Raw genomic sequence first — 14,432 nt, forward strand, 5'->3', positions numbered from 1 at the left:
GGGCTTGTCCGTGCGGGCGGGATCGCGCATGAGAGCGGCTTCCGGCAGGAGGACGCATCATGACGCAACAGGCACGCATCATCGACGGCAAAGCCGTAGCAGCGGAATTGCGCGCCGGCATCGCCCGCGAGGTCGCCGCACTCAAGGCAGCGCGCGGCATCGTCCCCGGCCTCCATGTCGTCCTCGTCGGCGAGGACCCGGCGAGCAAGGTCTATGTCGCCTCCAAGGAGAAGCTCGCCGTCGAGGTCGGCATGAACTCGGTCGCCCATCGCCTGCCGGCCGAGACGACCGAGGCACAGCTCCTCGCCAAGCTCGCCGAACTCAACGCCGATGACAGCGTCGACGGCATCCTCGTCCAGTTGCCCCTGCCGAAGCATATCGACACCGGCCGCATCATCGACGCCATCGACCCGGCCAAGGATGTCGACGGCCTGCACCCGATCAATGCCGGCCTGCTCGCCGGCGGCAAGAACGGCCTCGTACCCTGCACGCCGCTCGGCAGCATGCTGCTGCTGAAGCAGGCGCTTCCGTCGCTTTCGGGTCTCGATGCCGTGGTGATCGGCCGCTCGGAACTGGTCGGCCGCCCGGTCGCGCAGCTCCTGTTGCAGGCCGACTGCACGGTTACCATCGCCCATTCGCGCACGCGTGATCTGCCCGCGGTGGTGAAGCGCGCCGATATCGTCATCGCCGCAGTCGGCCGCCCGCGCATGGTCAAGGGCGACTGGATCAAGCCCGGCGCAACCGTGATCGATGTCGGCATCAACCGCCTGCCCGACGGCAAGTTGACGGGCGATGTCGATTTCGCCGAGGCGGTAGAGGTCGCGGGCGCGATCACGCCCGTCCCCGGCGGCGTCGGCCCGATGACCATCGCCTGCCTGCTCAAGAACACGCTGACGGCCTTCCACGCCCGACGAGGTTGAGCGCAGCAATCAGCGAGACCGCCACGGGCGGCCCGGCCCTTCCTCGGTTAGCCCCTAAAAAAAGGAGCTGCAATCCTGCAGCTCCTTTTTTCGTTCCTGCAGCAGGGCCGCGCCAGAGGCACGGCCCGCCAACCCGATCACATATGGATCTGGCGCTTCTCCACCGCCATCGCGGCTTCCTTCACAGCCTCGGCCAGCGTCGGATGGGCGTGGCAGGTACGGGCGAGATCCTCGGACGAGCCGCCGAACTCCATCAGCACGGTCACTTCCGCGATCAGGTCGCCGGCATGCGGGCCGATGATGTGGCAGCCGAGCACGCGGTCGGTCGCGGCATCGGCCAGGACCTTCACGAAGCCCTCGGTGTGGCGGATGGCGCGGGCGCGGCCATTGGCCGTGAACGGGAACTTGCCGATCTTGTAGGCGACGCCGGCCGCCTTCAGCTCCTCCTCGGTCTTGCCGATCGCAGCCACTTCCGGCGCGGTGTAGACGATGCCGGGGATGGCGTCGTAGTTCACATGGCCATGCTTGCCGGCGATGATCTCGGCGACCGCGACGCCCTCATCCTCCGCCTTGTGCGCCAGCATCGGCCCGCGCACCACGTCGCCGATCGCGTAGATGCCGGCGACATTGGTCTTGAAATGGTCGTCGATGACGACGCGGCCGCGCTCGGTGGCGACACCCGCCTTGTCGAGGCCGAGACCATCGGTGTTGGGACGGCGGCCGATCGCGACCAGCACGATATCGGCGTTGAGCGTCCTGGCCTCTCCGCCTGCGGCAGGCTCGACGGTGACGGTCGCACCGCCCTTCTTGGCCACGTCGACCTTGGTGACCTTGGAGCCGAGCTGGAAGGTGAAGCCCTGCTTCTCCAGGATGCGCTGGAACTGCTTGGCGACCTCGCCATCCATGCCGGGCAGGATGCGGTCGAGGAACTCGACGACGGTGACCTTGGCGCCGAGCCGGGCCCAGACCGAGCCGATCTCGAGCCCGATCACGCCGGCGCCGACCACGACGAGCTCCTTCGGCACGGAGCCGATTTCGAGCGCGCCGGTCGAGGTGACGACGGTCTTCTCGTCGATGGCCACGCCCGGCAGCGGCGCGGATTCCGAACCCGTCGCGATGACGATGTTCCTGGTCTCGATCTCCTGCGCCTTGCCGTCCTCGGCGGTGACGACGACCTTTCCGGCGGCGGGGATCGAGGCCGTGCCGCGGAAGGCGTCGATCTTGTTCTTCTTCAGCAGGAAGCCGACGCCATTGACGTTCGCGTCGATGGTCTCCTGCTTGTGCGCCATCATCGCCTTGAGGTCGAGCTTCGGCTTGCCGACGACGATGCCGAGCTTCTCGAAGGTGTGGCCGGCCTCCTCGAACATCTCGGAAGCGTGCAGCAGCGCCTTGGAGGGAATGCAGCCGACATTCAGGCAGGTGCCGCCATGGGTGGCGCGCTTCTCGACCACCGCGACCTTGAGGCCGAGCTGGGCGGCGCGGATGGCGCAGACATAGCCCCCGGGGCCGGTTCCGATGACGACGAGATCGTAGGACATCTCTATAGCCTCGCAGTGCCCGTCATGGTCGGGCTTGTCCCGACCATCCACGTCTCGGGAGGCCGGGAGAAAAGTCGTGGGTGCCCGGGACGAGCCCGGGCATGACGTCGAAGTGAACGTCGCGAAACGCGATCAGAGGTCGAGCACGAGGCGCGCCGGATCCTCCAGGCCTTCCTTGATGCGGACGAGGAAGGTCACGGCCTCCTTGCCGTCGATGATGCGGTGGTCGTAGCTGACCGCGAGATACATCATCGGCCGGGCCTCGATCTTGCCGTTCACCACCATCGGGCGCTCCTGGATCTTGTGCATGCCCAGGATCGCCGATTGCGGCGCGTTCAGGATCGGGGTCGACATCAGCGAGCCGTAGACGCCGCCATTCGAGATGGTGAAGGTGCCGCCCTGCATCTCCTCGATCGAGAGCTTGCCGTCGCGGGCCTTGCGGCCGAACTCGCCGATCTTCTTCTCGACGCCGGCGATGGAGAGCTGGTCGGCATCGCGCACCACCGGAACCACCAGGCCCTTCTCGGTGCCGACGGCGACGCCGATATGGTAGTAGTTCTTGTAGACGATGTCGGTGCCGTCGATCTCGGCGTTGACGGCCGGGATCTCCTTCAGCGCCTGCACGCAGGCCTTCACGAAGAAGCCCATGAAGCCGAGCTTGACGCCGTGCTTCTTCTCGAAGGCATCCTTGTACTGGTTGCGCAGCGCCATGACGTTGGTCATGTCGACCTCGTTGAAGGTCGTCAGCATCGCGGCGGTGGACTGGGCCTCCTTGAGGCGGCGCGCGATGGTCTGGCGCAGCTTCGTCATCTTGACGCGCTCTTCGCGCGAGGCGTCGTCCGGCGCCGACGGGGCGCGGACCTGCACCGGAGCGGCAGGCGCCGCCGGGGCGGCACTGGCGCCGGTCGCGATCGCAGCGAGCATGTCGCCCTTGGTGACGCGGCCATCCTTGCCCGAGGCCTGGACCGACGAGGCGTCGATGCCGCTCTCGGCGGCCAGCCGCGCCACGGCCGGGCCGGAATCGGCGGCCTTGGTAGCGGCAGCCTTCGGAGCCTCAGTGGCCGGAGCCGGCGCGGCGGCGGGCTTCTCTTCCTTCTTCGGAGCGGGCGCGGCAGCAGCCGCACCGCCTTCAGCGATCATGCCGAGCAGCGCGCTGACGCCGACCGTATCACCTTCCTTGGCGACGATCTCGCCGAGCACGCCGGCGGCCGGGGCGTTGACCTCCAGCGTCACCTTGTCGGTCTCGAGCTCGACCAAAGGCTCGTCGGCCTTCACAGCCTCGCCCGGCTTCTTGAACCACTTGCCGATGGTCGCCTCGGAAACGGATTCGCCGAGGGTGGGTACGCGGATTTCGGTCGCCATGTCAGGCCTCTGTTGTCTCGTTCTCTGGCGGTCGGATCGGCACCGGCGGAAACGCCGATGCGGCAGGGAAATCCGGCAGTGCGCAAAGCATCGCCGGGAGGGTCGTCAGGCCGCGAAGGCCTCGTCGAGGAAGGCGTTGAGCTGGGCGAGATGCTTGGACATCAGGCCGGTCGCCGTCGCGGCCGAGGCCGGGCGGCCGACATAGCGCGGCCGCTTCGACTTCGAGCCGGCATGGCCCAGCACCCATTCCAGATAGGGCTCGACGAAGGTCCAGGAGCCCATGTTCTTCGGCTCCTCCTGGCACCAGACCACATCGGCGCCCTTGAAGCGCGCCAGCTCCTGCGCCAGCGTCTTCAGCGGGAACGGGTAGAGCTGCTCGACGCGCATCAGATAGACATCGTCGATGCCGCGCTTCTCGCGCTCCTCCAGCAAGTCGTAATAGACCTTGCCCGAGCAGAGCACGACGCGGCGGATCTTCGAATCCTTGACCAGCTTGGTGGTCGACTTGCCGCGCTCGGCATCATCCGCCAGCACGCGGTGGAAGGTCGAGCCCTCGGCGAGGTCGGCGAGGTCGGAGACGGCGCGCTTGTGGCGCAGCAGCGACTTCGGCGTCATCAGGATCAGCGGCTTGCGGAAGTCGCGCTTCAGCTGGCGGCGCAGGATGTGGAAGTAGCTCGCCGGCGTCGAGCAGTTCGCCACCTGCATGTTGTCCTCGGCGCACATCTGCAGGAAGCGCTCGAGGCGGGCGGAGGAGTGCTCCGGACCCTGGCCCTCATAGCCATGCGGCAGCAGGCAGACGAGGCCGGACATGCGCAGCCATTTGCGTTCGCCGGACGAGATGAACTGGTCGAACACCACCTGCGCGCCATTGGCGAAGTCGCCGAACTGCGCCTCCCACATCGTCAGCGCGTTCGGCTCCGACAGGGTGTAGCCGTATTCGAAGCCGAGCACCGCCTCTTCCGAGAGCATCGAGTTGATGACCTCGTAGCGGGCCTGGTCCTCGCGGATATGGTTGAGCGAGGTGTGGCGGGCTTCGGTCTCCTGGTCGATCAGCACCGAATGGCGCTGCGAGAAGGTGCCGCGCTCGCAATCCTGGCCGGAGAGCCGCACCGGATTGCCGTCGAGCAGCAGCGAACCGAAGGCCAGCGCTTCGGCCGTCGCCCAGTCGATGCCCTCGCCGCTCTCGACCGCCTTCTTGCGGTTGTCGAGGAAGCGCTGGATCGTCTTGTGGACGTTGAAGCCGGCCGGAACGGCCGTGATCTTCTCGGTGATCTCCTTCAGCGTCTCCGCCGGCACGCCGGTGGCGCCGCGGCGCGGATCGTCCTCGTCGGCGCGGATCGCCTTCATGCCGGCCCAGCGGCCGTCGAGCCAGTCGGCCTTGTTCGGCTTGAAGGCCTGGCCGGCGTCGAACTCGACCTCCAGCTTCGCCTTCCAGGCGGCGCGCATCTCGTCGAGCTCGCCGGCTTGAACCACGCCCTCGGCCTCGAGCTTGGCGCCGTAAAGCTCCAGCGTCGTCTTGTGGCCGCGGATCTTGCGGTACATCAGCGGCTGGGTGAAGCCCGGCTCGTCGCCCTCGTTATGGCCGAAGCGGCGATAGCAGAACATGTCGACCACGACCGGCTTGTGGAACTTCTGCCGGAACTCGATCGCGATCTTGGCGGCGAAGACCACCGCCTCCGGATCGTCGCCATTCACATGGAAGACCGGCGCCTCGACCATCTTCGCCACGTCGGACGGATAGGGCGAGGAGCGCGAATAGCGCGGATAGGTGGTGAAGCCGATCTGGTTGTTGATGATGAAGTGCAGCGAGCCGCCGGTGCGGTGGCCCTTCAGCCCGGAGAGGCCGAGGCACTCCGCCACCACGCCCTGGCCGGCGAAGGCCGCGTCGCCATGGATCAGCAGCGGCAGCACCTTGGAACGCTCGACGACGTCGCCGAACTGATCCTGCTTGGCGCGCACCTTGCCGAGCACGACGGGATCGACGATCTCGAGATGCGACGGGTTGGCGGTCAGCGAGATATGGACGTTGTTGCCGTCGAACTCGCGGTCGCTGGAGGCACCAAGATGGTACTTCACGTCGCCCGAGCCCTCGACGTCGTCGGGCGCGAAGGAGCCGCCCTTGAACTCGTGGAACAGCGCGCGATGCGGCTTGCCCAGCACCTGCGTCAGCACGTTGAGGCGGCCGCGATGGGCCATGCCGAAGACGATGTCGCGCACGCCGAGCGCGCCGCCGCGCTTGATGATCTGCTCCAGCGCCGGAACCAGCGCCTCGCCGCCGTCCAGGCCGAAGCGCTTGGTGCCGGTGAACTTCAGGTCGAGGAACTTCTCGAAGCCCTCGGTCTCGACCAGCTTGTTGAGGATCGCCTTCTTGCCTTCCTTGGTGAAGGCGATCTCCTTGTCCGGCCCCTCGATGCGCTCCTGCAGCCAGGCCTTCTGCTCGGGGTCGGAGATGTGCATGAACTCGATGCCGACCGTGCCGCAATAGGTGCGCTGCAGGATCGAGACCATCTCGCGGATGGTGGCGAACTCCATGCCGAGCACGTTGTCGATGAAGATCTTGCGGTCGAGATCGGCCTCGCCGAAGCCGAAGGCGGCCGGCGACAATTCCTCGGGGTCGTTGCGGCTCTCGATGCCGAGCGGGTCGAGCTTGGCATGGAGATGGCCGCGCATGCGATAGGCGCGGATCAGCATGATCGCGCGCACGGAATCGCGCGTCGCCTGCTGGACGTCGGCGGGGGAGAGCGTCGTGCCGGCAGCCTTGGCCTTGGCGCCGAGCTTGTCGGAGATCACCTTCTCGACCACGGCCCAGTTGCCGTCGAGCGCCGAGATCAGCTCGCCATTGGCGACGACCGGCCAGTTCGGCTTCTTCCAGGAGGCGCCCTTGGCGTTGTCCAGCACCGACTGCTTGTCGTCCTGCAGCGCGCCGAAGAAGCTCTGCCACTGCTCGTCGACCGATTTGGGATCGGCCTCGTAGCGGGCGTAGAGATCCTCGATATAGGCCGCGTTGCCGCCGTAGAGGAACCCGGTCTGTGCGAGAGCCTCGTTGATGTCCTGGCGAGCCATGATGCTCCTGCCTTCCTTCACCGCTTGCGACATGTCCGAACCCTTGCCCGGACATCCTTCAACTTGCCGTCATGCTCGGGTCTGCGCCCTGAGCATTTGGTCTTCCGTCATGGCCGGCCTTGAGCCGACCATCTCATGCCGTTTTGCCGTCGCTTCCTCGGGGACGTCATGTTCGGGTCAAGCCCGACCATGACGCGCCCCGGAAAGGCACCAGGGCCTCAGCCCTTCAACACTTCGACCAAGGTCTTTCCAAGGCGCGCCGGCGAGGGCGAAACCCGGATGCCGGCCGCTTCCATCGCGGCGATCTTGTCCTCGGCGCCGCCCTTGCCGCCCGAGATGATCGCGCCGGCATGGCCCATGCGGCGGCCCGGAGGCGCCGTGCGGCCGGCGATGAAGCCGACCATCGGCTTCTTGCGGCCGCGCTTGGCTTCGTCCTTGATGAACTGCGCCGCGTCCTCTTCGGCCGAGCCACCGATCTCGCCGATCATCACGATCGACTCGGTCTTGTCGTCCGCGAGGAACATCTCGAGCATGTCGATGAACTCGGTGCCCTTGACCGGGTCGCCGCCGATGCCGACGGCCGTGGTCTGGCCGAGGCCTTCGCGCGTGGTCTGGAACACCGCCTCATAGGTCAGCGTGCCCGAGCGCGAGACGATGCCCACCGAGCCCGGCTTGAAGATGTTGGCCGGCATGATGCCGATCTTCGACTGGCCGGCGGTGACGACGCCGGGGCAGTTCGGGCCGATCAGGCGCGACTTCGAGCCCGAAAGCGAGCGCTTGACGCGCACCATGTCGAGCACCGGAATGCCCTCGGTGATGCAGATGATCAGCGGGATCTCGGCGTCGATCGCCTCGCAGATCGCATCGGCCGCGCCCGGCGGCGGAACATAGACGACCGAAGCGGTGGCGCCGGTCTTCTCCTTCGCCTCGGCGACGGTGTCGAAGACGGGCAGACCCAGATGGATCGCGCCGCCCTTACCCGGCGAGGTGCCGCCGACCATCTGCGTGCCATAGGCGATCGCCTGCTCGGAATGGAAGGTCCCGTTCTTGCCGGTGAAGCCCTGGGTGATGACCTTGGTGTTCTTGTCGATCAGGATGGACATATCTGCTCCTCAGGCCTTCTTGACCGCAGCGACGATCTTCTGCGCGGCGTCGTCGAGGTCATCGGCGGGGATGACGTTGAGGCCGGACTCGCGGATGATCTGCTTGCCTTCCTCGACATTGGTGCCTTCGAGGCGCACCACCAGCGGAACCTGAAGGCCGACCGCCTTCACCGCCGCGATGACGCCGCGCGCGATGACGTCGCACTTCATGATGCCGCCGAAGATGTTGACGAGGATGCCCTTCACCTTCGGATCGGCGGTGATGATCTTGAACGCCGCCGTCACCTTCTCTTCGCTGGCGCCGCCGCCGACGTCGAGGAAGTTCGCCGGGCTCTCACCGTAGAGCTGGATGATGTCGAGCGTCGCCATGGCGAGGCCGGCGCCGTTGACCATGCAGCCGATCGTGCCGTCGAGCGCGATGTAGGCGAGATCGTATTTGGAGGCCTCGATCTCCTTCTCGTCCTCTTCCGTCGTATCGCGCAGCGCGACGATCTCGGGATGGCGATAGAGCGCGTTCGAGTCGAACGAGATCTTGGCGTCCAGGCACTTGATCTGGCCCTGGGTGGTCACGATCAGCGGGTTGATCTCCAGCATGTCCATGTCCTTGGCCACGAACGCGTTGTAGATCTGGCCGAGCACGGTGCCGGCCTGCTTGGCGAGGTCGCCGGAGAGCCCGAGGATGCGCGCCATGGCGCGGCCGTGATGCGGCATGATGCCGGTCGCGGGATCGACCGAGAACGTCTCGATCTTCTCGGGCGTGTCATGGGCGACGGCTTCGATGTCCATGCCGCCCTCGGTCGAGACGACGAAGGCGATGCGGGAGGTCTCGCGGTCGACCAGCGCCGAGAGGTAGAACTCCTTCTCGATGTCCGAGCCGTCCTCGATATAGAGGCGGTTGACCTGCTTGCCGGTTTCGCCGGTCTGCACGGTGACCAGCGTGTTGCCGAGCATTTCCTTGGCGTGGGCCTCGACTTCCTCGACCGACTTGGCCAGGCGCACGCCGCCCTTCGCGTCGGGGCCGAGCTCCTTGAACTTGCCCTTGCCGCGGCCACCGGCGTGGATCTGCGACTTCACGACATAGAGCGGACCCGGCAGCTTCCTGGCGGCCTCGACCGCTTCAGCCACCGTCAACGCCGGGAAGCCGGCGGAGACGGGCGCGCCATACTCTTTCAGAATGGCCTTGCCCTGGTATTCGTGGATGTTCATCCGGTAGCTCCTGACTGGGCTTTGAAGAAAAAGGGGCCGGCACCGGGTGCGGCGCCCCATGCGATCGAAGATGGCGAAACCCCGGCGCGGCGGAGCATCGCCTGCGATTGCGCGCGTCCGAATTCCGGTGATAAAAATCCACAATCAGATGAAACATCTGACGGGAGGACAGTGAAATGGCGACGTCGTATTCCTGTATCAACCTCGATTCCGTCCGCGCGGCGCGAACTGAACGCGAGCCCTACAACTATCTCATCGCCAGCGATGTCATCCTGCCCGGTGCGGTGAACGGCCTGCGCAACGACTTCCCCGACATCCGCGAGTCCGGCTACCACCCCGAAGAGGACGTCAACCGGCACGGCACCTTCGCGAAACTCCTGGAGGAGATGAAGAGCCGCGAGATGGCCGAAATCGTCTCCGAAAAGCTCGACATCGACCTCGTCGACAAGCCGAAGATGATCACGATCCGCAAGCTCTCCGCCGCCAAGGATGGACGCATCCACACCGACAGCGAGTCGAAGATCGCGACCTTGCTCGTCTATCTCAACGACGCCTGGCAGGATTCGCCGGCCGGACGTCTGCGGGTGCTCTACAACGGCACCGATTTCGAGAATATGAAGGAAGAGATCAGCCCGATCACCGGCTCGCTCTTCGCGTTCCGTCGCGCCGACAACTCCTGGCACGGACACACATCCTTCGTCGGCGAGCGGCGCGTCGTCCAGATGACCTGGCTCAGAAGCCAGGCCGACGTCGAACGCAAGAAGAGCCGCGGCTCCTTCACCCATCTGGTCAAGAAGGTGCTGCGGTTCGGGTGACGGGCTGAGCCGTCCCCCGAACACCTGCCGGATATGTGCCTGCGCCGGGCGCATGCCTCAGCCGGCCAGCGACGGATCGACGCTCTTGCAGGCGTCGATCAGGCTCTGCACCGAAGCCACCGACTTCGCCAGCATCTCCTTCTCGGCGCCGTTGAGGCGGATCTTCACGACGCGCTCGACGCCCTTGGCGCCGATCACCACCGGCACGCCGACGAACATGTCCTTGACGCCGTACTGGCCCTTCAGCGCGGCGGCCGCCGGCAGCACGCGCTTCTGGTCCTTGAGATAGCTCTCGGCCATCGCGATGGCGGAAGCGGCAGGCGCATAGAAGGCCGAGCCGGTCTTGAGCAGGTTGACGATCTCGCCGCCGCCCTTGCGGGTGCGCTCGACGATGGCGTCCAGCTTCTCCTGCGTGGTCCACTTCATCTTGACGAGGTCGGGCAGCGGGATGCCGGCGACGCCGGAGTAACGGACCAGCGGCACCATGTCGTCTCCATGGCCGCCGAGCACGAAGGCCGAGACGTCCTTGACCGAGACGTTGAACTCTTCGGCGAGGAAGTAGCGGAAGCGGGCGCTATCGAGCACGCCGGCCATGCCGCAGATCATGTTCGGCTTGACGCCCGAGAACTTCTGCAGCGCCCAGACCATCGCGTCGAGCGGGTTGGTGATGCAGATCACGAAGGCCTTCGGCGCATATTGCTTGATGCCTTCGCCGACCGCCTTCATCACCTTGAGGTTGATGCCGATCAGGTCGTCGCGGCTCATGCCGGGCTTCCGGGGCACGCCGGCGGTGACGATGATCACGTCGGCGCCCTTGATGTCCTCGTAGGAGTTCGTGCCCTTGTAGCCGGCGTCGAAGCCGTCGACCGGCGCGGATTCGGCGATGTCGAGGCCCTTGCCCTGCGGGATGCCCTCGGCGATGTCGAAGAGGACGACGTCCCCGAGTTCCTTCAGGCCGGCGAGGTGGGCGAGTGTGCCGCCGATCTGGCCTGAACCGATGAGGGCAATCTTCTTGCGGGCCATAGCCTAGTCCTTCTCTTCTGGCGCTTCGATCGAAGCCGGCTGCGGCCGGCTTTCGACATCCGGAATGCCTTGGCCAAAATACCTTGGCGCTACGATGGCCAGCGGGCCGGCCAAACCGTGGTTTCCTTTGGCCCAAACCGCCCTTTTGCCGCAACCCTCGCAGAAAACACGGCTTTTGCGGGGCGAGGCGCTCCCATTCGCGCGGCGAAACAGGCGGCCTCTTTTTTTTCAATGACTTGCAAGAGGCTCCATGTCGACTTTCAGTCGTTTGGGGCAAAAATCGGGCAATTACAATTTACAAAAATTGTAATTGGTCACCAAATTTTTTCACACGATGCCGCTACCGAGCACCCGCAGGATGACGCGGATCAGCGTCGAGAGGCGGGTATCGACCGAGGCCAGCGGCACGTCGGCTTCCAGCGCCAGCGAGGCCGGATGGATGAAGCGATGCGTCGCATCGATGACGAAGGCAATGGCCCGGTCGCGATCGCGCGGCTCGAACACGCCGGTGGCGATTCCCTCGTCGACGACGCGCTCGAACAGCGCTCTGACCCGCGTCCGGTTGCGCCGGCTGATGGCATGGCGCTTGGCGACGGCGAGCGACAGCGCCGCGAAGAGATGCGGATCCTCGCTCAGCAGGTCGCGATTGGCCTTGGCGAGCGCCAGGATCAGCCGCTCGAGCTTGTCGTCGGCCGGGTCGGGGCCATCGGCGATGTCGGCGAGCCGCCGCTCCGTCGCCTTGAGCCAGAGATCGACCACCGCATCGATCAGCGCCCCCTTGGACGGAAAATAGCGATAGACATTGGCATGGGTCATGCCCGCCTCTTCCGCCACGGCGACGACGGTGAAGCGCTTCAGCCCGAACGTCCGCAGGTGCTCGCTGGCGACCGTGAGGATGCGTGTCTCGCTCGGCTCGCGCTGCGGCATGGCTCAGCGGCGCTCCGATTTAGGGTTCGCACGCAACCACGCCGCCATCCCGGGCTTGACCCGGGATCCATGCCAGAGCGTTTCCGACGAAGGTTCAGGCATGGATCCCGGGTCGGCGCTGCTGCGCAGCTTGCCCGGGATGACCACCCATCCATTGTCGGCGGTGAAACTCACGTCTCGACCAGCCCGGTGGTGTCGCCGCTCGCCGCCGAGTCGGGCCGGCCATGCGGCATCGCGAGATACTCTTCGGAGCGCATCTCGATCAGGCGCGAGACGGTGCGGTCGAACTCGAAGGCCTCGCGCCCCTTGTTCGCGCGATAGAGCTCATGCGGCTCGGCCGCCGCCGAGGCGACGAGCTTCACATGATGTTCGTAGAGCGTGTCGATCAGGATGATGAAGCGCTTGGCCTCGTTGCGCCGGTCGAAATCGAGGATCGGGATATCGTCGAGCACCAGCGTGTGGAAGCGCTGCGCCAGCGCGATATAGTCGGAGGCGCCATAGGCCTGGGCGCAGAGATCGACGAAGTTTGCCCGCGCTACGCCGCCGGCCGCCTGCGGCAGCACGAGTTCGTGCCCGTGGACGTTGAGCACGGTCCGCGGCCCCTGCGCCACGCCGGAGAGCCCCTTGAAGGCAGCATCGAGCGCAGCTTTCGCCTTCGCATCGGCCGGCACGTGATAGACCGGCGCGCCACCGAGCTTCTCCAGCCGGAAATCGGTGCGCGCATCGAGCTTGAGCACCTCGACCTTGGTCTGAAGCAAATCGATGAAGGGCAGGAACAGCGCCCGGTTGAGCCCGCCCTCATAGAGCCGCGACGGCTCGACATTCGAGGTCGCGACCACGACGACGCCGGCGGCGAAGAGCGCCGTGAACAAGCGCCCGAGGATCATCGCATCGGCGATGTCGGTCACCGTGAACTCGTCGAAGCAGAGCAGATAGGCTTCCTCAGCCAGTTCCGCCGCGACCGGCGCGATCGGATCGCCGTCCTTGACCTCGCCCGTCTTGATCTTCTGGCGATGGGCGTTGATGCGGCCATGCACCGCGGCCAGGAACTCGTGGAAATGCACCCGCAGCTTGCGCTTCACCGGCGCGGACTCGAAGAACATGTCCATCAGCATGGTCTTGCCGCGGCCGACCGAGCCCCAGATGTAGAGCCCCTTCGGCGCCTCGGCGGTGTCGGGCTTCTTGCCGAAGAGCCAGCCGAGCGCGCTGCCCTTGCGGGCGAGGCGGCGGGCGGCGAGCGCCGCGTTCAGCGCCTCCAGCTTCCTGACGACGGCGACCTGGGCCGGATCGCGCTCGATGGCGCCCGCCTCGACCAGGGCGGCATAGCGGTCGGTGATCGAGGCTGGCATGGCGGCTGGGAATGACGGGTCGCGGAAAGAGGCTTCCGGGTTACGGCAGCCCGGCCGCCATCGCAAGCCCGGCGAGATCGCGCCCGCCATCTCCGCGGCCCGCACCCGGCTTCACCGGTCCGAAAACACGTCATCCCGGCACGGACGGACCGGCCGGGATGACGGTAGCGAAGCGAACCTCGGCTTGCGGCTTCGAGGCCGCCGCGCATTCGCGAGGGAACTACTGGCCCTTGTTGACCGAGACCGGCTTCAGCGGGTTGTCGAGGAGGCCGTATTTCTGGATCAGCGCGTCATAGGTGCCGTTGGCCTGGAGCTTCTCCAGCGCGGCCTTCACGGCGTCGCGCAGCTGCGCGCCCTCGGCCGTCTTCGCGAAGGGGATGCCCATCAGCGTCGTCGTGAACGGCTTGCCGAGCGGGATGTAGGTGTTGGGCTCGAGCTTCTGGAAATGGCTCATCGTCTCGCTGCCCTGGACGCCGCCCTGCAGGCGCTGCGTCTTGAGCTGGGTGCGGGCATCGACCGAGCCCTCGGTGCCGACGACGTTGATCGCGGGCTTGCCCTTGGCGACGCAATTGGCCTGGCTCCAATCGCCGATCTGCTGCGGCCAGTTGGTCGAGCGACTGGCGCCGACGCTCTTGCCGCAGAGGTCGTCAGGGCTCTTCACCGTGTCCTTGAACGGGGTGACCGTGTAGAACTGCGCGCCGGATTCGAGATAATCGACGAAGTCGACCTGCTCGCGCCGGGCCGGCAGATCGCTCATGCCGGCCAGCGCCATGTCGACGCGGCCGGTCTGGATCGAGGGCAGCATCTGGGCGAAGGCCGTTTCCTGCCATTCGACCTTGAGGCCGAGTTCCTTGGCGATGGCCTCGCCCAGCTCGATGTCGAAGCCGATGAGCTGGTTGGTCGCCGGGTCCTTCGAGGTGATCGGCGGATAGTTCGGCTGGGTCCCGATCACGAGCTTGCCGGCGGTCTTGATCCGGTCCGGCACGGTCTGCGCCTGAGCGGCCAGCGTGGTCGCGGCGAGCAGCGCCGCCGTCAGTGTCAAACGAAGCATGTGGTCTCTCCCTCTTATGAACTCAAAGCATTGCGCGAAGAAACGGGAACCGGTTTTTCGCTGAAGCCATGCGCA

11 protein-coding genes are annotated in these 14,432 nt (G+C 66.1%); 2 read left to right on the forward strand and 9 right to left on the reverse strand.

Annotation, left to right across the window (positions count from 1 at the left end; genetic code table 11):
* Window positions 1–59 precede the first annotated feature (59 nt).
* Entirely contained in the window at window positions 60–920 is an 861-nt protein-coding gene (folD, locus tag GGC47_RS09895) for a bifunctional methylenetetrahydrofolate dehydrogenase/methenyltetrahydrofolate cyclohydrolase FolD (protein WP_142021988.1), read from the forward strand.
* A gap of 137 nt (window positions 921–1,057) precedes the next feature.
* Here the strand turns inward: folD and lpdA are convergent, their stop codons facing one another.
* The 5 genes from lpdA to sucC form a co-directional block, all read right to left on the reverse strand.
* Complete coding sequence (gene lpdA, locus GGC47_RS09900) at window positions 1,058–2,458, reverse strand: dihydrolipoyl dehydrogenase (protein WP_142021989.1); 1,401 nt, start codon at window positions 2,456–2,458, stop codon at window positions 1,058–1,060.
* Between the two features lie 132 nt (window positions 2,459–2,590).
* Window positions 2,591–3,820 (reverse strand): 2-oxoglutarate dehydrogenase complex dihydrolipoyllysine-residue succinyltransferase, encoded by a 1,230-nt coding sequence (gene odhB / locus GGC47_RS09905; RefSeq protein WP_142021990.1) that lies wholly within the window; start codon window positions 3,818–3,820, stop codon window positions 2,591–2,593.
* 105 nt (window positions 3,821–3,925) lie between these two features.
* Entirely contained in the window at window positions 3,926–6,883 is a 2,958-nt protein-coding gene (locus GGC47_RS09910; RefSeq protein ID WP_038360384.1) for a 2-oxoglutarate dehydrogenase E1 component, read from the reverse strand.
* 218 nt (window positions 6,884–7,101) lie between these two features.
* Window positions 7,102–7,986, reverse strand: coding sequence for a succinate--CoA ligase subunit alpha (sucD, locus tag GGC47_RS09915; protein WP_038359746.1), 885 nt, complete (start codon window positions 7,984–7,986; stop codon window positions 7,102–7,104).
* A gap of 9 nt (window positions 7,987–7,995) precedes the next feature.
* Window positions 7,996–9,192, reverse strand: a complete 1,197-nt coding sequence (sucC, locus tag GGC47_RS09920; RefSeq protein WP_112761486.1) for an ADP-forming succinate--CoA ligase subunit beta — start codon at window positions 9,190–9,192, stop codon at window positions 7,996–7,998.
* Between the two features lie 176 nt (window positions 9,193–9,368).
* On the opposite strand from sucC, the gene GGC47_RS09925 reads away from it, so the two are divergent.
* Entirely contained in the window at window positions 9,369–10,007 is a 639-nt protein-coding gene (locus GGC47_RS09925) for a 2OG-Fe(II) oxygenase family protein (RefSeq protein WP_142021991.1), read from the forward strand.
* Between the two features lie 57 nt (window positions 10,008–10,064).
* Here GGC47_RS09925 and mdh read toward each other — a convergent pair whose 3' ends face one another.
* The 4 genes from mdh to GGC47_RS09945 form a co-directional block, all read right to left on the reverse strand.
* Window positions 10,065–11,030, reverse strand: coding sequence for a malate dehydrogenase (gene mdh, locus GGC47_RS09930; RefSeq protein WP_038359754.1), 966 nt, complete (start codon window positions 11,028–11,030; stop codon window positions 10,065–10,067).
* Between the two features lie 327 nt (window positions 11,031–11,357).
* The gene (locus GGC47_RS09935) at window positions 11,358–11,957 is read right to left on the reverse strand and encodes a TetR/AcrR family transcriptional regulator (protein ID WP_038359756.1); all 600 of its coding nucleotides are present in this window, start codon (window positions 11,955–11,957) and stop codon (window positions 11,358–11,360) included.
* Window positions 11,958–12,127: 170 nt separating this feature from the next.
* Entirely contained in the window at window positions 12,128–13,306 is a 1,179-nt protein-coding gene (gene zapE, locus GGC47_RS09940) for a cell division protein ZapE (RefSeq protein WP_429067885.1), read from the reverse strand.
* Between the two features lie 220 nt (window positions 13,307–13,526).
* Entirely contained in the window at window positions 13,527–14,357 is an 831-nt protein-coding gene (locus tag GGC47_RS09945) for an ABC transporter substrate-binding protein (protein ID WP_142021992.1), read from the reverse strand.
* Window positions 14,358–14,432 lie beyond the last annotated feature (75 nt).

Origin of the sequence: Allobosea sp. OAE752 (assembly GCF_050433265.1) — a bacterium.
Lineage (GTDB): Bacteria > Pseudomonadota > Alphaproteobacteria > Rhizobiales > Beijerinckiaceae > Allobosea > Allobosea spartocytisi.

Bases quoted from the DNA above. Each gene is read 5' to 3' on its own strand.
- folD (WP_142021988.1), top strand. From the start codon at position 60: ATGACGCAACAGGCACGCATCATCGACGGCAAAGCCGTAGCAGCGGAA.
- lpdA (WP_142021989.1), bottom strand. From the start codon at position 2,458: ATGTCCTACGATCTCGTCGTCATCGGAACCGGCCCCGGGGGCTATGTC.
- odhB (WP_142021990.1), bottom strand. From the start codon at position 3,820: ATGGCGACCGAAATCCGCGTACCCACCCTCGGCGAATCCGTTTCCGAG.
- GGC47_RS09910 (WP_038360384.1), bottom strand. From the start codon at position 6,883: ATGGCTCGCCAGGACATCAACGAGGCTCTCGCACAGACCGGGTTCCTC.
- sucD (WP_038359746.1), bottom strand. From the start codon at position 7,986: ATGTCCATCCTGATCGACAAGAACACCAAGGTCATCACCCAGGGCTTC.
- sucC (WP_112761486.1), bottom strand. From the start codon at position 9,192: ATGAACATCCACGAATACCAGGGCAAGGCCATTCTGAAAGAGTATGGC.
- GGC47_RS09925 (WP_142021991.1), top strand. From the start codon at position 9,369: ATGGCGACGTCGTATTCCTGTATCAACCTCGATTCCGTCCGCGCGGCG.
- mdh (WP_038359754.1), bottom strand. From the start codon at position 11,030: ATGGCCCGCAAGAAGATTGCCCTCATCGGTTCAGGCCAGATCGGCGGC.
- GGC47_RS09935 (WP_038359756.1), bottom strand. From the start codon at position 11,957: ATGCCGCAGCGCGAGCCGAGCGAGACACGCATCCTCACGGTCGCCAGC.
- zapE (WP_429067885.1), bottom strand. From the start codon at position 13,306: ATGCCAGCCTCGATCACCGACCGCTATGCCGCCCTGGTCGAGGCGGGC.
- GGC47_RS09945 (WP_142021992.1), bottom strand. From the start codon at position 14,357: ATGCTTCGTTTGACACTGACGGCGGCGCTGCTCGCCGCGACCACGCTG.